16 protein-coding genes and 1 tRNA gene are annotated in these 18,746 nt (G+C 71.9%); 14 read left to right on the top strand and 3 right to left on the bottom strand.

The genetic code is table 11. The annotated features are described in order from the left end of the window. Positions 1-75: 75 nt before the first annotated feature. Positions 76-357 carry an HU family DNA-binding protein gene (locus BKI49_RS14470; protein WP_007382399.1) on the top strand — a complete coding sequence of 94 codons (282 nt, stop codon included), beginning with the start codon at positions 76-78 and terminating at the stop codon, positions 355-357. 110 nt (positions 358-467) lie between these two features. On the opposite strand, the gene murA is transcribed toward BKI49_RS14470, so the two are convergent. After that, positions 468-1,808 (bottom strand): UDP-N-acetylglucosamine 1-carboxyvinyltransferase, encoded by a 1,341-nt coding sequence (gene murA / locus BKI49_RS14465; RefSeq protein ID WP_095934664.1) that lies wholly within the window; start codon positions 1,806-1,808, stop codon positions 468-470. Between the two features lie 281 nt (positions 1,809-2,089). On the opposite strand from murA, the gene BKI49_RS14460 reads away from it, so the two are divergent. The 11 genes from BKI49_RS14460 to BKI49_RS14415 all read left to right on the top strand — a co-directional run bounded on the left by BKI49_RS14460 (position 2,090) and on the right by BKI49_RS14415 (position 14,985). After that, positions 2,090-2,662: a YqgE/AlgH family protein gene (locus BKI49_RS14460; RefSeq protein WP_179332444.1), complete on the top strand. Its 573-nt coding sequence runs from the start codon at positions 2,090-2,092 to the stop codon at positions 2,660-2,662. Positions 2,663-2,691: 29 nt separating this feature from the next. After that, complete coding sequence (locus BKI49_RS14455; protein WP_028804715.1) at positions 2,692-2,988, top strand: DUF3039 domain-containing protein; 297 nt, start codon at positions 2,692-2,694, stop codon at positions 2,986-2,988. 553 nt (positions 2,989-3,541) lie between these two features. Beyond that, a complete protein-coding gene (locus BKI49_RS14450) occupies positions 3,542-4,837 on the top strand; it encodes an extracellular solute-binding protein (protein WP_095934690.1) in 1,296 nt (431 codons plus the stop codon). Between the two features lie 4 nt (positions 4,838-4,841). Beyond that, entirely contained in the window at positions 4,842-5,822 is a 981-nt protein-coding gene (locus tag BKI49_RS14445) for a carbohydrate ABC transporter permease (protein WP_095934661.1), read from the top strand. Further along, the gene (locus tag BKI49_RS14440) at positions 5,819-6,673 is read left to right on the top strand and encodes a carbohydrate ABC transporter permease (protein WP_095934660.1); all 855 of its coding nucleotides are present in this window, start codon (positions 5,819-5,821) and stop codon (positions 6,671-6,673) included. The genes BKI49_RS14445 and BKI49_RS14440 overlap by 4 nt, the downstream gene beginning before the upstream one ends. 5 nt (positions 6,674-6,678) lie before the next feature. Then, positions 6,679-8,328: a beta-N-acetylhexosaminidase gene (locus tag BKI49_RS14435; protein WP_373557547.1), complete on the top strand. Its 1,650-nt coding sequence runs from the start codon at positions 6,679-6,681 to the stop codon at positions 8,326-8,328. Positions 8,329-8,608: 280 nt separating this feature from the next. Further along, positions 8,609-9,502, top strand: a complete 894-nt coding sequence (locus BKI49_RS14430) for an FAD binding domain-containing protein (RefSeq protein ID WP_095934659.1) — start codon at positions 8,609-8,611, stop codon at positions 9,500-9,502. Further along, entirely contained in the window at positions 9,499-10,998 is a 1,500-nt protein-coding gene (locus tag BKI49_RS14425) for a 2Fe-2S iron-sulfur cluster-binding protein (RefSeq protein ID WP_095934658.1), read from the top strand. The genes BKI49_RS14430 and BKI49_RS14425 overlap by 4 nt, the downstream gene beginning before the upstream one ends. Then, the gene (locus tag BKI49_RS14420; protein WP_095934657.1) at positions 10,995-13,301 is read left to right on the top strand and encodes a xanthine dehydrogenase family protein molybdopterin-binding subunit; all 2,307 of its coding nucleotides are present in this window, start codon (positions 10,995-10,997) and stop codon (positions 13,299-13,301) included. Before BKI49_RS14425 ends, BKI49_RS14420 begins: the two co-directional genes overlap by 4 nt. Beyond that, on the top strand, positions 13,298-13,459 hold the full coding sequence (locus BKI49_RS35305; protein WP_179332443.1) for a hypothetical protein: 162 nt from the start codon (positions 13,298-13,300) through the stop codon (positions 13,457-13,459). Before BKI49_RS14420 ends, BKI49_RS35305 begins: the two co-directional genes overlap by 4 nt. Positions 13,460-13,623: 164 nt before the next feature. Next, complete coding sequence (locus BKI49_RS14415; protein ID WP_257004787.1) at positions 13,624-14,985, top strand: SUKH-4 family immunity protein; 1,362 nt, start codon at positions 13,624-13,626, stop codon at positions 14,983-14,985. 34 nt (positions 14,986-15,019) lie between these two features. Here the strand turns inward: BKI49_RS14415 and BKI49_RS14410 are convergent, their stop codons facing one another. Beyond that, on the bottom strand, positions 15,020-15,532 hold the full coding sequence (locus BKI49_RS14410) for a hypothetical protein (protein WP_373557549.1): 513 nt from the start codon (positions 15,530-15,532) through the stop codon (positions 15,020-15,022). A 329-nt stretch (positions 15,533-15,861) separates the two neighbouring features. Here BKI49_RS14410 and BKI49_RS14405 point away from each other — a divergent pair, with 329 nt between their 5' ends. After that, a complete protein-coding gene (locus BKI49_RS14405) occupies positions 15,862-16,521 on the top strand; it encodes an NADPH-dependent FMN reductase (protein ID WP_095934655.1) in 660 nt (219 codons plus the stop codon). Positions 16,522-16,663: 142 nt separating this feature from the next. Here BKI49_RS14405 and BKI49_RS14400 read toward each other — a convergent pair. Then, positions 16,664-16,735: transfer RNA gene (locus BKI49_RS14400), tRNA-Cys, on the bottom strand. A gap of 379 nt (positions 16,736-17,114) precedes the next feature. Here BKI49_RS14400 and BKI49_RS14395 point away from each other — a divergent pair. Continuing rightward, complete coding sequence (locus tag BKI49_RS14395; RefSeq protein WP_095934654.1) at positions 17,115-18,548, top strand: MFS transporter; 1,434 nt, start codon at positions 17,115-17,117, stop codon at positions 18,546-18,548. Positions 18,549-18,746 lie beyond the last annotated feature (198 nt).

The raw sequence follows: 18,746 nt of genomic DNA, 5'->3' as shown, positions 1-18,746 counted from the left end.
CGGCTTAGACGTGCCCGACATGCGGCTCCGCCGCGTGGCACGCCTCAATGGCAAGAAGAACACGGGAGTAAGAACATGAACCGCAGTGAGCTGGTGGCCGCGCTGGCCGACCGCGCCGAGGTGACTCGCAAGGACGCCGACGCCGTTCTGGCCGCGTTCGCCGAGACCGTCGGCGAGATCGTCGCCAAGGGCGACGAGAAGGTCACCATCCCCGGCTTCCTGACCTTCGAGCGCACCCACCGTGCCGCTCGCACCGCGCGCAACCCGCAGACCGGCGACCCGATCCAGATCCCGGCCGGCTACAGCGTGAAGGTCTCCGCGGGCAGCAAGCTCAAGGAAGCCGCCAAGGGCAAGTAAGCCCGCTTGTACGTCCTGTACGCCACGGGACGCGTACGAGGCGCAGCAACGCCAATGGGGCGGCCCCCCTTTCACCGGGGGCCGCCCCATTGGCGTACGTACGACGGTGACTAGCCGAGCGCCTTGCCCGGCAGCTCCACCTTCGCGCCGAGCTCGACGAGCTTCTCCATGAAGTTCTCGTAGCCGCGGTTGATCAGGTCGATGCCGTGCACCCGGGAGGTGCCCTGCGCCGCCAGCGCCGCGATGAGGTACGAGAAGCCGCCGCGCAGGTCGGGGATGACCAGGTCGGCGCCCTGGAGCCGGGTCGGGCCCGAAACGACGGCCGAGTGCAGGAAGTTGCGCTGGCCGAAACGGCAGTTCGAGCCGCCGAGGCACTCGCGGTAGAGCTGGATGTGCGCGCCCATCTGGTTGAGCGCGGACGTGAATCCGAGACGGGACTCGTAGACCGTCTCGTGGATGATGGACAGGCCGGTCGCCTGCGTCAGGGCGACGACCAGCGGCTGCTGCCAGTCGGTCTGGAAGCCCGGGTGGACGTCCGTCTCCAGCGCGATCGACTTGAGCTGGCTGCCCGGGTGCCAGAAGCGGATGCCCTCGTCGTCGATCTCGAACGCGCCACCCACCTTGCGGTAGGTGTTCAGGAAGGTCATCATCGAGCGCTGCTGGGCGCCGCGGACGTAGATGTTGCCCTCGGTCGCCAGTGCCGCGGAGGCCCACGAGGCGGCCTCCAGGCGGTCCGGGAGGGCCGCGTGGGTGTAGCCGCCGAGGCTGTCGACACCGGTGATGCGGATGGTCCGGTCGGTGTCCATCGCGATGATCGCGCCCATCTTCTGCAGTACGCAGATGAGGTCCTCGATCTCCGGCTCCACGGCCGCGTTGGACAGCTCGGTGACGCCCTCCGCGAGCACCGCGGTCAGCAGCACCTGCTCGGTCGCGCCCACGGACGGATACGGCAGCTGGATCTTGGTGCCGCGCAGCCGCTGCGGAGCCTCCAGGTACTGGCCGTCCGCGCGCTTCTCGATCCGCGCGCCGAACTGCCGCAGCACCTCGAAGTGGAAGTCGATCGGACGGCCGCCGATGTCGCAGCCGCCGAGGCCCGGGATGAAGGCGTGACCCAGCCGGTGCAGCAGCGGGCCGCAGAACAGGATCGGGATGCGCGAGGAACCGGCGTGGGCATCGATGTCGGCGACGTTGGCGCTCTCGACGTGAGACGGGTCGAGCACCAGCTCGCCCGGCTCCTCTCCCGGACGGACCGTCACACCGTGCAGCTGGAGCAGCCCGCGTACGACTCGCACGTCGCGGATGTCGGGAACATTGCGCAGCCGGCTCGGCGCGCTGCCCAGGAGGGCGGCGACCATGGCCTTGGGTACGAGGTTCTTCGCACCGCGGACACGGATCTCGCCCTCGAGCGGGGTTCCGCCGTGGACAAGCAGGACATCGTCATTGACGGTCATGTATCTCGCGTTCCGATGAGTTGGGCAGGTGTGAGCGGTCGGCAGGCCCGTCGTGCAGGAGCCGAGAGGCTAGGGTAATCGCCGCCCACCCCCCCTCAGAAAGCCCAAGGACCACTCAGATCCGTCATAGCTTTGCCACAACACGAACCGTTCCGAATCGGGCACACGGGGTCACCGGAACCGGCGTGCGCGGGGGGCGCTCCTCTGCGCCCTGAGCTGCATTCACTCCCTTACGGGCATTGGCTCCCCATGTGGAGGGAAGATGCGGGATCATGTCTGGCATGACCGAGGTGTCCTCGCTCACAGGGCGGCTGCTCGTGGCCACGCCCGCCCTGGCGGACCCGAACTTCGACCGCGCGGTGGTGCTGCTCCTCGACCACGACGAGGAGGGCTCGCTCGGTGTCGTCCTCAACCGGCCCACCCCCGTGGACGTCGGCGACATCCTGGAGGCGTGGGCCGACCTGGCCGGCGAGCCCGGTGTCGTCTTCCAGGGCGGACCGGTGTCGCTGGACTCGGCCCTCGGCGTGGCGGTGATCCCGGGCGGCGCGGCCGGCGAGCGTGCCCCCCTGGGCTGGCGGCGCGTGCACGGCGCGATCGGTCTGGTGGACCTGGAGGCCCCGCCCGAGCTGCTCGCCTCGGCCCTCGGCTCGCTGCGCATCTTCGCGGGATACGCGGGCTGGGGTCCCGGCCAGTTGGAGGACGAACTCGTCGAGGGCGCCTGGTACGTGGTCGAGTCGGAGCCGGGCGACGTCTCCTCCCCGTCGCCGGAGCGCCTGTGGCGCGAGGTCCTGCGGCGCCAGCGCAACGAGCTCGCGATGGTCGCGACGTACCCGGACGACCCTTCGCTCAACTGATGCCCGTGCGCTTCAGTACCCTTGCACTCATGAGCACTCTTGAGCCTGAGACCCAGCCCCAGCGAGGCACGGGGACGGGGACCCTCGTGGAGCCGACGCCGCAGGTGTCGCACGGCGACGGGGACCACGAGCGCTTCGCCCACTACGTCCAGAAGGACAAGATCATGGCGAGCGCCCTCGACGGCACGCCCGTCGTGGCCCTCTGCGGCAAGGTGTGGGTCCCGGGCCGTGACCCGAAGAAGTACCCCGTGTGCCCCATGTGCAAGGAGATCTACGAGTCCATGGGCGCCGGCGGCGACAAGGGCAAGGACGGCGACAAGAAGTAGCACCGCCGCGCCCCCGGGCGCGGCAGGTCGCGGGCTGAGCAAGGCCGCGGCGCCCCGAGACGGGGTGTCGCGGCTTTGTCGTGCCCGGGATCGGGGCGCCGCGGCGCGGTGACGCCCGCCCCGGGGCCGGGAGGCGTCCACGGTCCGGTGGAGCCGAGGAGTCCGGTGTGCGACGGCCGGAGAAGGGGAGACCCCGCGGGCGACGGCCGGGAAGACGAGCCCCTGCGCGCGACGACTGGGGAGGGCGAGCCCCCTGCGCGCGCGACGGCCGCGGGGAAGGGCCCCGGCGCGTCGCGGCGGGGCGAGGTCGTGGCGCGTGGCGCGAGGGAGGAGCCCGGCATGCGCCGGCCCGGCGCGCGACAGCGGGGAGGGGCCCGGCGCGCGGTGTCCGCGCGCCCCGGTGGCGGGCCGGCGTTGCACGGAGTGCGTCCCGTGGTCACAGAGTGGTTGAGACCTCTTGTGGGCATGTTCATGTACTCCATAGCCTCCGTGTGTTGTGCAGAGCGAAACCGTCATTGCGCATGTTGCAACGCACCCCCATCGGAGGATGCTCGTGAAGCTCTCTGTCCGAACGGCCGCCGCTGTCGCGGCCCTTGCCGTCGCCACCGCCTGCGCCCCCCAGACCTCGGGCGGCTCCTCCTCCGGCAAGGACGAGAAGACGGGCACCCTGCGCGTCTGGCTCTTCCAGGAGGTCGACAACGCGCCGAAGCAGAAGGTCGTCGACGCGGCTGTCGCCGCCTTCAAGAAGACTCACAAGGGCACCGAGGTCACCGTCGAGTACATCCCCGTGGAGACCCGCGCCCAGCGCGTCAAGGCCGCCTTCAACGACCCGAAGAGCGCCCCCGACGTCATCGAGTACGGCAACACGGACACGGCCGGATACGTGAAGGACGGCGGACTCGCCGACATCACGAAGGAGTTCAACGGCTGGAGCGAGGCCAAGGACACCGACCCGACCGCCCGGCAGTCCGTGACGGTCGACGGGAAGATCTACGGCGCCCCGTACTTCGTCGGCGTCCGCGCCCTCTACTACCGCACCGACGTCCTCAAGGACCTCGACCTCGAAGTCCCGAAGACGCAGGACGAGTTGGCCGAGACCGCCCGGAAGATCCATGCGGCCAGGCCCGACCTGTACGGTCTCGCGGTCGGCGGCGCCTACACCTACGGCGCCATGCCGTTCATCTGGTCCCGCGGCGGTGAACTCGCCGAGGGCAAGGGCGGCTCGTACTCCTCCACCATCGACAGCGCACAGGCCCAGAAGGGCATCAAGGCCTACACCTCGCTGTTCGGCTCCGCGAACTGTCCCGCCGCCAAGTGCGCGGGCATGGGCGGCAACGACACGGTGACCGCCTTCGCCTCGGGCAAGGCGGGCATGGCCATCGGCGGCGACTTCAGCCATGCGGCGATCGAGGCCGGGAAGGTCAAGGGCAAGTACGCGGTCGTGCCGCTGCCCGGAGTGAAGCCCGGCTCGGTGGCGCCCGCCTTCGCCGGCGGCAACAACATCGGCGTACTGAAGAGCACCTCGCACCGCACGCTGGCGGTGGACCTGATGAAGCAGCTGGCGTCCAAGAAGACCCAGGGCGCACTCTTCGAGGCGATGGGCTTCCTGCCCACCTACACCGACGTGCGGCAGCAGGTCGCGACCGAGGAACCCTTCGTCGAGCCCTTCGTCAAGACGCTCGCCTCGGGCGCCAAGTTCGTGCCGGCCTCGCCCGCCTGGGCGCAGATCGATGCCTCGCTCGTCCTGCCGACGATGTTCCAGGAGGTCATCAGCGGCAAGAAGGACGTGGCCGCCGCCTCGAAGGACGCGGCCGAGAAGATGAACGACGCCTTCAGCTCCGTGGGCTGATCCGATGACGCACGACGCACTCGCCGAGCGGGCCGCGCGCGCCCCGGTCACCAAGGCGGCCCCGCGCCGTCCCGGGCGCCGGGGCGGCCCGCCCGCCCGGTCCCGGCGCACGGGCAGCCGTTGGACCCCCTGGCTCTACCTCGTCCCCGCCCTCGCCGTCCTCGGCGGCCTGCTGGTCTACCCGATCTACCAGCTCGGCCTGATCTCGTTCCTGGAGTACACCCAGGCGCAGGTCAGCGGCGGTGAGCCGACCACGTTCCAGGGGTTCGGCAACTACGCGACGCTCTTCGCCGACGACCAGTTCTGGCAGGTGCTCCTCGCGACCGTGCTGTTCGCGGCGGCCTGCGTGCTGGCGACGCTGGCCGCCGGCTGCGCGCTCGCGGTGCTGCTGACCCGGGTGCGGGCGGTGCCGCGGCTGGCGCTGATGCTGGCCGCGCTCGGCGCCTGGGCGACGCCGGCCGTCACGGGCTCCACGGTCTGGCTGTTCCTCTTCGACCCCGACTTCGGCCCCGTCAACCGGGTCCTCGGGTTCGGCGACCACTCGTGGACGTACGGACGGCTCAGCGCCTTCGCGCTCGTACTGCTCGAAGTGGTCTGGTGCTCCTTCCCGTTCGTGATGGTCACCGTGTACGCGGGCATCCGCGCGGTGCCGGGCGAGGTGCTGGAGGCCGCCGCCCTGGACGGCGCCTCGCAGTGGCGGATCTGGCGCTCGGTGCTGGCGCCGATGCTCCGGCCGATCCTCGTCGTCGTCACCATCCAGTCGGTCATCTGGGACTTCAAGGTCTTCACGCAGATCTACGTGATGACGAACGGCGGCGGCATCGCGGGCCAGAACCTGGTCCTGAACGTGTACGCCTACCAGAAGGCGTTCGCCGCCTCGCAGTACAGCCTCGGCTCCGCGATCGGCGTGGTCATGCTGGTGCTGCTGCTGGCGGTCACGCTGGTGTACCTGCGGCTGCTGCGCAGGCAGGGGGAGGAACTGTGAGCATTCTGCGCGGAGTCGTCCGCCGTCCCCGCCGACCGTGGAGGCTCGCCGCCGAGGCGTCCGCACTGCTGATCGCCGTCGTGGTCGCCTTCCCCCTCTACTGGATGGTGCTCAGCGCCTTCAAACCGGCCGGGGAGATCGAGTCCACCGAGCCGCGGCCCTGGACGCTTTCGCCTTCGCTGGATTCCTTCCGGCGCGTCCTCGGACAGCAGGAATTCGGCCGCTACTTCCTCAACAGTCTTGTCGTGGCGGGAACCGTCGTCATCGTCTCGGCGCTCGTGGCGTTTCTCGCGGCGACGGCCGTGACGCGATTCCGCTTCCGGTTCCGGACCACCCTGTTGATCATGTTCCTGGTCGCGCAGATGGTGCCCGTCGAGGCCCTGACGATCCCCCTCTTCTTCCTCATGCGGGACCTCGGCCAGCTGAACACGCTGGGCTCGCTGATCCTGCCGCACATCGCCTTCTCGCTGCCCTTCGCCATCTGGATGCTGCGCGGTTTCGTAAAGGCCGTGCCCGAGGCGCTGGAGGAGGCCGCCTACATCGACGGGGCGAGCCGCGCGCGATTCCTCTGGCGGATTCTGTTCCCCCTGGTCTTCCCGGGCCTGGTGGCCACGAGCGTCTTTTCCTTCATCTCGGCCTGGAACGACTTCCTGTTCGCCAAGTCCTTCATCATCAGCGACACCTCGCAGTCGACTCTGCCGATGGCGCTTCTCGTGTTCTACAAGCCGGACGAGCCGGACTGGGGCGGCGTCATGGCCGCTTCCACGGTGATGACGATTCCGGTACTGATCTTCTTCGTACTCGTACAACGACGACTCGTCTCCGGACTCGGCGGAGCGGTGAAGGACTGACTGACGTGAGTGATGTGATCCCGGCGCCCCGCGCCGTCGACGAATCCGTGCCCGGCGAGGTCCGCCTCGACGCCGACACCACGCTGTGGGCCGCGCCCGGCACGGGCACCGCCGAACGCTGGCTGCGCTCCACGCTCGGCGCGGCACTCGGCCTGGGCCTGCCACCAGGGCCGCAGGACGCCCGCAACGCCGTACGGCTGGTCCTCGACGACGCCCTGGAGCCGGAGGCCTACCGGCTCCGCGCCGTCGCCGGGGAGGGCGTGGAGATCCGTGGCGGCGACGCGGCCGGCGTCTTCTGGGGGGCCCAGACGCTGCGTCAGCTCCTCGGCCCCGACGCCTTCCGCCGCGCCCCCGTCCGGCCGGGCACGACGTACGCCCTCGCTCAGCAGGTGATCGAGGACGCGCCCCGATTCCCCTGGCGCGGCGTCATGCTCGACGTCTCCCGCCACTTCCTGCCCAAGGACGCGGTGCTGCGCCATCTCGATCTGATGGCCGCCCACAAACTCAACGTCTTCCACTTCCACCTCACCGACGACCAGGGGTGGCGTGTTCAGATCAAGAAGTACCCGAGGCTGACCGAGGTCGGGTCCTGGCGGGCGCGCACGAAATTCGGTCACCGCGCCTCACCGCTGTGGGACGAGAAGCCGCACGGAGGCTTCTACACGCAGGACGACATCCGCGAGATCGTGGCGTACGCGGCCGAGCGGCATATCGCCGTCGTCCCCGAAATCGACGTCCCGGGCCACTCGCAGGCGGCCATCGCCGCGTATCCGGAACTCGGCAACACCGACGTCGTCGACACGGCCTCCCTGAGCGTCTGGGACAACTGGGGTGTCTCCGAAAACGTACTCGCCCCCACCGACAACACCCTGCGCTTCTACGAGGGGGTGTTCGAGGAACTCCTCGACCTGTTCCCGGCGGACCCCGCGCGCTTCCCGCGGTTCTCCGAGTTCTTCCACATCGGCGGGGACGAGTGCCCCAAGGACCAGTGGCGGCAATCCCCGGCGGTCCAGGCCCGCATCAAGGAACTCGGGCTCGCGGACGAGGACGCGTTGCAGTCCTGGTTCGTCCGGCACTTCGACAACTGGCTCTCCGCGCGCGGGCGTCGGCTCATCGGCTGGGACGAGATCCTGGAGGGCGGCCTCGCCGACGGCGCCGCCGTCTCCTCGTGGCGCGGCTACGAGGGCGGCGTCACGGCCGCCCGCGCCGGCCACGACGTCGTCATGTGCCCCGAGCAGCACGTGTACCTGGACTACCGTCAGGACGGCGGCGAGGACGAGCCGGTGCCCATCGCCTACGTCCGCACCCTGGAGGACGTCTACCGCTTCGAACCGGTGCCGGCGGGGCTCACGCCCGAGCAGGAACGCCATGTGCTGGGCACTCAGGCGAACGTGTGGACCGAGGTGATGGAGGACCGGGCACGCGTCGACTACCAGACGTTCCCGCGGCTCGCGGCCTTCGCCGAGGTCGCCTGGAGCGCCCTGCCCGCCCCCGCCGCACGGGACTTCGCCGCCTTCGAGCGGCGGATGGCCGCCCACTACGGGCGGCTCGACGCCCTGGGAGTGGCCTACCGCCCGCCCACCGGACCGCTGCCGTGGCAGAAGCGACCGGGTGTGCTCGGACGTCCGATCGAGGGGGCGCCCCCAAACGTGTGAGGTGACTCCCCACCGGTGTGTCACACGACGTTCACCCCGGCACCGCCGTCTCACGAGGAAAAAGGCCCCCAAGGATCACCGAAGAGTGGCAATTCGCGCTCATTCGCGATGCCGTACGAAAACGGACCATCTCGCTGGTGAGGGGGGCGAATGCCTCCTAGCGGACCCCCGCGTCGAGGTCCGGGGAAGATGTGCCAGAGTTGCCACGTCCGCCCTGTCAGCACGTACCGTACGGCAGCACAGGTGGGACCAGGTGGGGCAGCGGGAAGGGGCAGCCGGTTTGACCACGCACGCACCGCAGGCGGCGCAGGCCGTGACGCTGCCCGCCTCGCTGGACGAGGCGGTCGCGGCTCTGGCCGCCATGCCCGCCGCCGTCCCCGTCGCCGGCGGCACCGACCTCATGGCCGCCGTCAACTCCGGACAGCTGCGGCCCGCCGCGCTCGTCGGTCTCGGCCGGATCAGCGAGATCCGCGGCTGGCAGTACCAGGACGGCCACGCGCTGCTCGGCGCCGGCCTCACCCACGCCCGCATGGGGCGCCCCGACTTCGCGGCGCTCATCCCGGCGCTGGCCGCCGCCGCGCGCGCGGCCGGACCGCCGCAGATCCGCAACGCCGGCACCCTCGGCGGCAACATCGCGAGCGCCGCCCCGACCGGCGACGCGCTGCCCGTGCTGGCCGCCCTGGAGGCCACGCTGATCGTCGCGGGCCAGGGCGGAGCCCGCCGCGAGATCCCCGTCTCGCACCTGCTGGCCGGCATGGAGATGCTCCGCGGCGGCGAGCTCATCGGCTACGTGCGCGTGCCGCTGCTGCACGCCCCGCAGGTCTTCCTCAAGGCCACCGGACGCACCGGGCCCGGCCGTGCCGTCGCCTCGGTGGCACTCGTCCTCGACCCGGCGCGACGCGGCGTGCGGTGCGCGGTCGGGGCCATAGCGCCGATGCCGCTGCGCCCCCTGGACGCCGAGGCGTGGGTCGCTCAGCTGATCGACTGGGACAACAGCCGCTCGATCGTGCCCGAGGCGCTTCACGCGTTCGGCGAGTACGTCGCCGCGGCCTGCATCCCGGATCCGGGGCCCGCCGAGGACGGCTCCCCGGGGCAGCTTCCGCCCGCCGTACTGCACCTGCGGCGCACCGTCGCCGCGCTGGCCCGACGAGCACTGGGGAGGGCGCTGTCGTGACCGACGACCAGCACGGAGAGGGCACCCCGCAGAGCGGGGGCCGCTGGGACCCGCTGCCCCAGGGCGACTACGACGACGGGGCCACCGCCTTCGTCAAGCTCCCCGAAGGGGGCATCGAAGCCCTCCTCGCCGAACGGGAGAGCCCGCTCGCGGCCCCCGGCCACGGCTACGTGCCCCCGCAGATCAGCGTGCAGCCCGCGACCCCGGACGCCACCGACCCGGCCGCCACCGGGACCTGGAACGTGCCGCCCGGGTCCACGGACTGGCCGGAGCCGGGCACCGGGGCCCAGGAGGCCCCGGACGACCGGTTCTCGTACCAGCCGCCCGCCACCGGACAGTGGGACTTCAGCGAGGCCGCCCAGGAGGGCGCCGCCCCCGGCCACGACGTGACCGGTCAGTGGTCCATCCCCGTCGCCGGAGGCGACCTCCCGGACGAATCGGGCGAGTTCACCACGTCGGCGCTCGTCGAGCAGTGGGGCGGGAACCCGCCCGCCACCCTCCCCGGCGGCGCCGCCGCACCCTGGGCGTCCGAAGCCATCGGCCAGGCGTGGACCGCCGAGCCGCCGCAGGGGCCCGCTGGGGGCCCCGGGGGCACCTCGACGCACCCGCACCCGCACGCGCCCGCCCCGGACGCCCAGGAGCCCGCCGGGCCCGCGCACGAGGCCCCTGAGGAGACCGGCACGGCCGACCCCGCCGGGCCGGTCGAGCACGCGCCGGACCGGGCGCACGAGGCCGCCGCGGCCCCCGACGCCACCCGGACCGGTACACCCGCCCCCGAGGCGGACACCGAGACCGGTTCGGCCCACGACGCGGAGGCCGCCGCCGCACCCTCGAACGACGAACACCCCCTCGCCTCGTACGTCCTGAGCGTCAACGGCGCGGACCGCCCCGTCACCGACGCCTGGATCGGCGAGTCGCTGCTCTACGTCCTGCGCGAACGCCTCGGCCTCGCCGGCGCCAAGGACGGCTGCTCGCAGGGCGAGTGCGGCGCCTGCAACGTCCAGGTCGACGGCCGGCTCGTCGCCTCCTGCCTGGTGCCCGCCGTCACCGCGGCGGGCAGCGAGGTGCGCACCGTCGAGGGCCTGGCCGCCGACGGACAGCCCTCCGACGTGCAGCGCGCGCTGGCCAGGTGCGGTGCCGTGCAGTGCGGCTTCTGCGTGCCGGGCATGGCGATGACCCTGCACGACCTGCTGGAGGGCAACCCCGCGCCGACCGAGCTGGAGACCCGTCAGGCACTGTGCGGCAACCTCTGCCGCTGTTCCGGCTACCGCGGTGTCCTGGACGCCGTCCGCGAGGTCGTCGCCGAACGCGAGACGCACTCCGCCACCGATGCCACGCCGGACGTCGACGAGGCGCGCATCCCGCACCAGGCGGGCCCCGGAGCGGGCGGTGTCAACCCGGCGGCCTACGAAGCGGGCTCCTTCGAGGACACTTCTCCGTACGACCCCCAGGCGCCGCATGAGCAGCCGTACGGCCAGGACGGAGGCCAGGCGTGAGCAACGAAACCGCCACCGAGACACCGGCGGTGCCCGACACGGGCCCCGAGCCCCTGCCGCACGGGATCGGCGTCTCGCTGCCCGCCGCGGACGCCCGCGCCAAGACCGAAGGCACCTTCCCGTACGCCGCGGACCTGTGGGCCGAGGGCCTGCTGTGGGCCGCCGTGCTCAGGTCGCCGCACCCCCACGCGCGCATCGTGTCCATCGACACCAGCCACGCGCGCGAGATGCCCGGCGTACGCGCGGTCGTCACCCACGAGGACGTGCCCGGCAACCCGCTGCACGGCCGCGGCAGAGCCGACCGCCCGGTGTTCGCCTCCGAGGTCGTCCGCCACCACGGCGAGCCCATCGCGGCCGTCGCCGCCGACCACCCCGACACCGCCCGCATGGCCGCCGCCGCCGTCATCGTCGAGTACGAGGTGCTCGACGCGGTGACCGACCCGGAGCTCGCCTTCGAGGCCGAACCCCTGCACCCCGACGGCAACCTGATCCGCCACATCCCGCTGCGCCACGGCGACCCGGACGCGGTCGGCGAGATCGTCGTCGAGGGCCAGTACCGCATCGGCCGCCAGGACCCGGCACCCATCGGCGCGGAAGCCGGCCTCGCCGTGCCCCGCCCCGACGGCGGCGTCGAGCTCTACCTCGCCTCCACCGACCCGCACACCGACCGCGACACCGCCGCCGCCTGCTACGGCCTGGAACCCGAACGCGTGAAGGTCGTCGTCACGGGCGTCCCCGGCGCCACCGCCGACCGGGAGGACCAGGGCTTCCAGCTGCCCCTCGGCCTGCTCGCGCTGAAGACCGGCTGCCCGGTCAAACTCACCGCTACGCGCGAGGAGTCCTTCCTCGGCCATGCCCACCGGCACCCCACGCTGCTGCGCTACCGGCACCACGCCGACGCCGAGGGCAAGCTGGTGAAGGTCGAGGCGCAGATCCTGCTCGACGCCGGCGCCTACTCCGACAGCTCCGCCGAGTCGCTGGCCGCCGCCGTAGCCTTCGCCTGCGGCCCCTACGTCGTCCCGAACGCCTTCATCGAGGGCTGGGCGGTACGCACCAACAACCCGCCCTCCGGCCATGTGCGCGGCGAGGGCGCCATGCAGGTGTGCGCCGCCTACGAGGCGCAGATGGACAAGCTGGCCAAGAAGCTCGGCGTCGACCCGGCCGAACTGCGCCTGCGCAACGCCATGGCCACGGGCGACGTGCTCCCGACCGGACAGACGGTGACGTGCCCGGCCCCGGTCGCCGAACTGCTCCAGGCCGTACGGGACCACCCGCTCCCCGCGCTCCCCAAGGACACACCCGAGGACGAGTGGCTGCTGCCCGGCGGGCCCGAGGGCGCGGGCGAGCCCGGCGCCGTGCGCCGCGGCGTCGGATACGGCCTCGGCATGGTCCACATGCTCGGCGCCGAGGGCGCCGACGAGGTCTCGACGGCCACCGTGAAGGTCCACGACGGCGTCGCCACGGTGCTGTGCGCGGCCGTGGAGACCGGCCAGGGCTTCACCACGCTGGCCCGGCAGATCGTCCAGGAGACGCTCGGCATCGACGAGGTGCACGTCGCGCCCGTCGACACCGACCAGCCGCCGGCCGGCGCGAGCTGCCGAGGCCGCCACACCTGGGTGTCCGGCGGAGCCGTGGAGCGCGCGGCCAAGATGGTCCGCACCCAGCTGCTCCAGCCCCTGGCGCACAAGTTCGGGATGTCGACCGAACTGCTCCAGATCACCGACGGCAAGATCACCTCGTACGACGGGGTGCTGTCCACCACGGTCACCGAGGCGATGGACGGCAAGGAGCTGTGGGCGACCGCGCAGTGCCGCCCGCACCCCACCGAGCCGCTCGACGAGGCCGGTCAGGGCGACGCCTTCGTGGGCCTGGCCTTCTGCGCGATCCGCGCGGTCGTGGACGTCGACATCGAGCTCGGCTCCGTACGGGTCGTGGAACTGGCGCTCGCCCAGGACGTCGGCCGGGTGCTCAACCCGGCGCAGCTCGCCGCCCGCATCGAGGCGGGCGTCACCCAGGGTGTCGGCGCCGCGCTGACGGAGAACCTGCGCACGGCCCGCGGCCTCGTCCGCCATCCCGACCTGACCGGCTACTCCCTTCCCACCGCCCTGGACGCCCCCGACATCCACATCGTCAAGCTCGTCGAGGAGCGCGACGTCGTCGCCCCCTTCGGCGCCAAGGCGGTCAGCGCGGTGCCGGTCGTGACGTCCCCGGCGGCGGTCGCCTCCGCCGTACGGGCGGCGACGGGCCGTCCCGTCAACCGCCTGCCGATCCGCCCGCAGGCGGCCGTGGTGACGGGCGCGTGAGCGCGCCCGGGCCGACGGCGGGCGAGCCCGCGCAGGCCCCCGGGAACGGGGAGCCGCGCTACGAACCCGCGCCCGGCGTCGGGAAACTGGCCCTCTGGGTGCTGGTGTTCGTCCTGGCCGCCGTGGTCGTCGTCGCGGGCGGCGTGTACTTCGGCTGAGCGGCGGACCGCCGGTCCGCTTGGGCCGTGGGCGGCTCGTTCCCGGGAGTTTCCGGCGTTGTCAGTGCCGCGGCGTATGGTTCTCGGACATGGGGAACCGCCGCGGGACGCGGAGCTGTTCCCCACAGGGGGAAGCACGATGCGTTCACATGCGCGGGGGAGCCATGAGCACGACTGACACCGGCGTCGGCGGTGCGATCACATTGACGGACGACGAGCTGGACCCGTACGTCACGCACACGGGGACGCGGCACCTGCTGACCGGCCCCGGACTGCCCCACGACGGCGCGCTGCTGGCGTTCGGCGCACTGCGCGAGCACGGCCTGCGGCGGCTGACGGATCTCGCGGGCGACGCCGACAGACTCGCCGGGGAGCTCCGGGACCAGGTCGTCGTGGGAGCCCTGCGCAGCCTGGACCGGGACCTTGAGTCCATCGTGCTCGACGGCACGACCGGGGAGATCTCCACGACGTACCTCGGCCGCCGCCCCGCCCCCATGGACCTGACCCCGCTGGCACCCTCCCTGGAGGCCCTGCTGCGCTTCGCCGCGGTCACGGAGGAACTGTCCTCGCCCCGCGGCCGGTCCGTCCCCAGGACCGCCTTCGACCTCGAGACGAGCCCGGCGGCACGTGCCCCGTCCCGTGGGCGGTTCGGCAAGGGAACCGCCGCGACCGAACTCGCGCCGCCGCGTGGCGGATCCGGAGCAGTCACGGCTGAACTCACGTCGTCCCGCGGCCAGTTCGACTTCGGAGCAGCAGCGACCGAACTCGCCTCGTCCCGCTGGCGGTTCGGCCCCAAGGCGGTCACGGAGGCCTCGGAGCGGCTCAGCGCCGTCTTCGCCGAGGCCGCGGGGGACCGGGTGCCGCCGTTCTGGCGGATGGCCGCGCTGATCCGCCCGCTCACCAGGATCGCGGGCCCCGGCGACGGACTCGTCCTCGACCTGCCGAAGCGGCTGCTGGACGAGGAGTTCGGCACCGGTGGGATCATGCGCTTCGAGGACGTCGACTTCCCGTCCGCGCTCACCCACGAGCCGACCCGCCGCTTCCTGCGCGAGACCGGGCTGCCCGAGGACGGCTTCCTCTTCCAGCTCGACACGGAGGTGCCGCTGCCGGCCCTCACCGAGTACTACGCCGACGAGCGCCCCGGCGAGTTCTCCGCCGACGAACTCCCCGCCACCGCCGACCGTCTGATACGCCTCGGCCACCTGGTGGAGGACATCAGCCTCGTGGTGGACGGCGGCACGGGCGCGGTCCTCGCCTGGAGCGAGCCGGACCTCACCCTCCGCCCGCTCAACGCCGACATCTCCACCCTCGCCTTCACGCTCTGGCTGCTGCACCGCGAGAAGGCCCTCGACGCGGCCCACGACCTCAGCGACACCTACGAGCAGCTCGCCGCCACGATGTCCCAGACCCTCGCCACGGTCGACCCCGTCGCCTGCGACCCGACCCCGACCCTGCCCGGCGACGACGGCCGCCGCTACTGGCCGGAGGCCTTCGACGACCAGGCCGGGGGCGTGCTGTACGCGTGAGGTCCGAGGACGTGGACCTTGACTACAGTCCTCGTCAGTCCTCGGTACCGAAGGAACATCCGTACGTGCCGTTGTCGTAGGTCATTCGTTCCGTCAGGAGTTCGTCGCACTTCGGGCAGACAGGGAGGTCGGGAGGATTGACACGCAGAATTGCGGCGTTCTTCAGCGCGAAAACCGATAGCACCGCGTCCTTGCCGTGTTCTTTGATGCCCTGCTGCAGGAACTCGAAAGCGCCGTAGACCTGACCGCACTCGCACTGGATGCGGTTGCACCGAAACGTGCCGATGTCCTTGACGCCGAGGTCCGAAGCAATCTTGTCCCTCTCCGCGCTCGATACCGTCCTGATGCCGGTCTTCTTGACCCGGTCGGGCGTCCAGTACCAGGCCCTGACAGCCGCCGCCTGCGACGGAGACAGGTAGAACGACGCCGACTTACCGCTGGTGATTGTTTCCCGGACGATGCTTGCGACGGTGCAGTCGTCCGCCGACATGACAGCTTTTCCGCTGTCTGTGAGTCTCTCGACGTTGTCCAACGCAGCCCTTTTCATGAAGGCCACTCTTCTTCTGCCGCGCCCTGATCACCAGGCGGCGCGCTGTCGCTCCCTCGATCGGCTCAGGGGCGCACTCCACATCACGAGGGCGGTACCCCTTCCGGAGTGCCGCCCTTTCGTTCTGCCTGGTCAGGAAAGAGAGGCCGTGGTGGGAATTGAACCCGCGCAACTCGCTTTGCGGGTTTGTCCGCGCATGCCTTCCTGAGCCTGCGCCGCCGTCGGCCCGGCCGGCTCCGGGCTGCCGGTCGCGCGTTGTGCCTCGCGGAACCACACTGGTCATTGAGGCTGCCGCTGGAGAAGCGTGCCCACGACGGAAGGACGGACCCATGTCCACGGACACGCATCCCGGCCCGCTCCGATTCCTGGTCTTCGGGGCCGCACTGCGGGCCGATTCGGCCAACGCCCGCCTCGCCTCCCTCGTGGCCCGACTCCTCTCCGACACCGGTGCCGCTGTCGACCTCGCCGCAATGCGCGACTTCGACATGCCCTTGTACGACGGTGACATGGAGGCAACCGAAGGGCTGCCGCACGGCGCCCTCGCCCTGCGCGACCGACTCGAGCGGAGCGACGCCTTCGTCATCTCCTCGCCGGAGTACAACGCCTCCGTGCCGGGAGTACTGAAGAACGCGATCGACTGGGTCTCCCGTGTCCGGCCGCAGCCGTTCAAGACCAAGCACGCGATGCTCGTTTCCGCGTCGCCGTCCCTGGTCGGAGGCAACCGCGGGCTGTGGGCCCTGAGGATTCCCCTGGAGCACCTGGGCACCCGTGTCTACCCGGACATGTTCAGCGTGGCCAACAGCTACCAGGCCTTCGCCGAGGACGGAACGCTGGCCGACCAGGGGCTGCAGCAACGCCTCACAGAGACCGTGTCGGGTTTCCTCAGCCTCGTCGAGGCGGACGTGCGCTACGTCTGCCTGGAACGCCGGTGGTACGAATTCCTGGGAGACCGCACCGAGGCAGCCATCACCCAACGGGCCGAAGCATGATGCCGGGACGCCATGAGGCACTGCGCCCGGAGCGTCGGTACGGGAGGCTGATCCTGGGCGTCCCCGAGCGGGCCACGGACGACTGAGGGGCGGCAGCCCTTCCGGAGTGCCGCCCTTCCGTTCTTCCTGATCAAGGCAATAGAGGCCGTGGCGGGAATTGAACCCGCGTAACTCGCTTTGCAGGCGAGTCCCTGAACCACTCGGGCACACGGCCAAAATCAGGTGCGGCACGGCTCACTCGTTCCGAACCCGATGAGTCGACCGTAGGGGCGGGTGGCGACGGGGCTCAAGGGCTGCGGGGGCGCTGCAACGCGACTGCCATACGCCGTTCATGAACGGGCGGGCGGCACGCGGGGAGACGTCCCGGCGGGCGCCTCGCGGCGCACCGAGCGGCGCGCGGTGCGACGGGTGGCGCGGCGGGCGGTGCCCCGGTGCGAGCCCGGTGGACGGAGCCGCGGTGCGGGCCCGGTGGACGGAGCCGCGGTGCGGGCCGGTGGGCGCGTGGAACGTGCTGGTCGTACGACCAAAGGCCCAGTGGATCACCGTCTTCCGACAGGGGCCGGGGCGGCCCCCGGGCTCCTACGCTGACGGCCATGACCGCCCTGGAAGCCCGCGATGACACGACCGCCCCGTCACCGGACGAGGGCGGCGTGCTGAGCCGGCCCCACCGGGCGCTCAGCATCGGCATCGTGTCCGTGGTGCTGGTGATCGCCTTCGAGGCGACGGCCGTCGGCACGGCGATGCCCGTGGCGGCGCGGGACCTGGACGGAGTGTCGCTGTACGCGTTCGGGTTCTCGGGGTACTTCACGACGAGCCTGTTCGGGATGGTCCTCGCCGGCCAGCTGTCCGACCGGGACGGCCCGCTGGCATCCCTCACCGCCGGGATCGCGTCCTTCGCGGCGGGGCTGCTCGTGTCCGGGACCGCCGGGAGCATGTGGGTCTTCGTCCTGGGCCGGGCCGTGCAGGGCTTCGGCGGCGGCCTGGTCGGCGTCGCCCTGTACGTGGTCGTCGGGCGGGCCTATCCGGAACGGCTGCGGCCGTCGATCATGGCGGCGTTCGCCGCGGCCTGGGTGGTCCCGTCGGTGGTCGGCCCGCTCGCCGCCGGCGCGGTCACCGAACATCTCGGCTGGCGCTGGGTGTTCGTCGGCATCCCGGCCCTGGTCGCCCTTCCGCTGGCGCTCGCCCTGCCGGAGATGCGGCGGCGAGCCTCGGGAGGGGAGCCGCCCCCGGGACGGGCCGGCCGCGCCCGCCTCGACCGGCGCCGCGTCCGGCTCGCGCTCGGCATCTCCCTGGGCGCGGGGCTCCTCCAGTACGCCGCCCAGGACCTGCGCCCGTTGTCCCTCGTCCCCGCCCTCGCCGGCGCCGCGCTGCTCGTCCCGGCCGTGCTCGCGCTGCTGCCCCGCGGCACCTGCCGGGCGGCCCGCGGCCTGCCGTCGGTGGTGCTGCTGCGCGGGGTCGCGGACGGCACGTTCATCGCCGCCGAGTCCTTCGTGCCGCTCATGCTCGTCACCCAGCGGGGCCTGTCCCCGACGCTCGCCGGGCTCTCGCTCGCCGCGGGCGGCGGCTCCTGGGCGCTGGGGTCCTATGTGCAGTCCCGGCCGCGGACGGAGCCGTACCGGGAGCGGCTGATGTTCGTCGGCATGGTGCTGGTCGTCGCGGCCATCGGCACCGCGCCCACGGTGCTGATCCACGCCGTGCCCGTGTGGGTCGTCGCCGTCGCCTGGGGGTTCGGCTGCTTCGGGATGGGGCTCGTGGTCGCCTCGACCAGTGTGCTGATGCTCCGGTTGTCGCCGCCCGCGGAGGCCGGCACCAACTCGGCCTCCCTCCAGATCTCCGACGCCCTGTCGAACGCCCTGCTGCTGGCCGCGGGCGGCGCGGCCTTCGCGGCGCTGGGCGGCGGCTCGATCACGGACGTCACGGCCTCGGCGGACGGCTCCCACCCGGCCGCCTTCGCCGCCGTGTTCCTGCCGATGGCGGCCCTCGCGCTGCTGGGGGCCTGGGTGACGACACGCCTGCGGGAGCGGTGACCGGAAGCGGTGATCGCCGGTCGCCGGCCGGGGAGAGCGGTCCCGCGTCGGTCGCGGCCGTGTGACCTCGGCCCTCTCCGCGGTGCCCGCACGAAGGTTTCCCCGGCACCGTCGGCGCGCGCTGTGACCTCAGTCCCATCCACGGGTGACCCGGCACCGTCCGCGCGTTGACACGAGGGGCGCGCCGGTAGGGTGGCC

This window comes from Streptomyces sp. Tue6028 (genome assembly GCF_002300165.1).
Taxonomy (GTDB): Bacteria; Actinomycetota; Actinomycetes; order Streptomycetales; family Streptomycetaceae; genus Streptomyces; species Streptomyces siamensis.
Note: the sequence above shows the minus strand (reverse complement) of the source record. Positions and strands in the feature narration are given on the sequence as shown.

What these genes read in the sequence shown, in the direction of transcription:
- BKI49_RS14470 (WP_007382399.1), top strand. Translation starts at nt 76, where the DNA reads ATGAACCGCAGTGAGCTGGTGGCCGCGCTGGCCGACCGCGCCGAGGTG.
- murA (WP_095934664.1), bottom strand. Translation starts at nt 1,808, where the DNA reads ATGACCGTCAATGACGATGTCCTGCTTGTCCACGGCGGAACCCCGCTC.
- BKI49_RS14460 (WP_179332444.1), top strand. Translation starts at nt 2,090, where the DNA reads ATGACCGAGGTGTCCTCGCTCACAGGGCGGCTGCTCGTGGCCACGCCC.
- BKI49_RS14455 (WP_028804715.1), top strand. Translation starts at nt 2,692, where the DNA reads ATGAGCACTCTTGAGCCTGAGACCCAGCCCCAGCGAGGCACGGGGACG.
- BKI49_RS14445 (WP_095934661.1), top strand. Translation starts at nt 4,842, where the DNA reads ATGACGCACGACGCACTCGCCGAGCGGGCCGCGCGCGCCCCGGTCACC.
- BKI49_RS14415 (WP_257004787.1), top strand. Translation starts at nt 13,624, where the DNA reads ATGAGCACGACTGACACCGGCGTCGGCGGTGCGATCACATTGACGGAC.
- BKI49_RS14410 (WP_373557549.1), bottom strand. Translation starts at nt 15,532, where the DNA reads ATGAAAAGGGCTGCGTTGGACAACGTCGAGAGACTCACAGACAGCGGA.
- BKI49_RS14405 (WP_095934655.1), top strand. Translation starts at nt 15,862, where the DNA reads ATGTCCACGGACACGCATCCCGGCCCGCTCCGATTCCTGGTCTTCGGG.
- BKI49_RS14395 (WP_095934654.1), top strand. Translation starts at nt 17,115, where the DNA reads ATGACCGCCCTGGAAGCCCGCGATGACACGACCGCCCCGTCACCGGAC.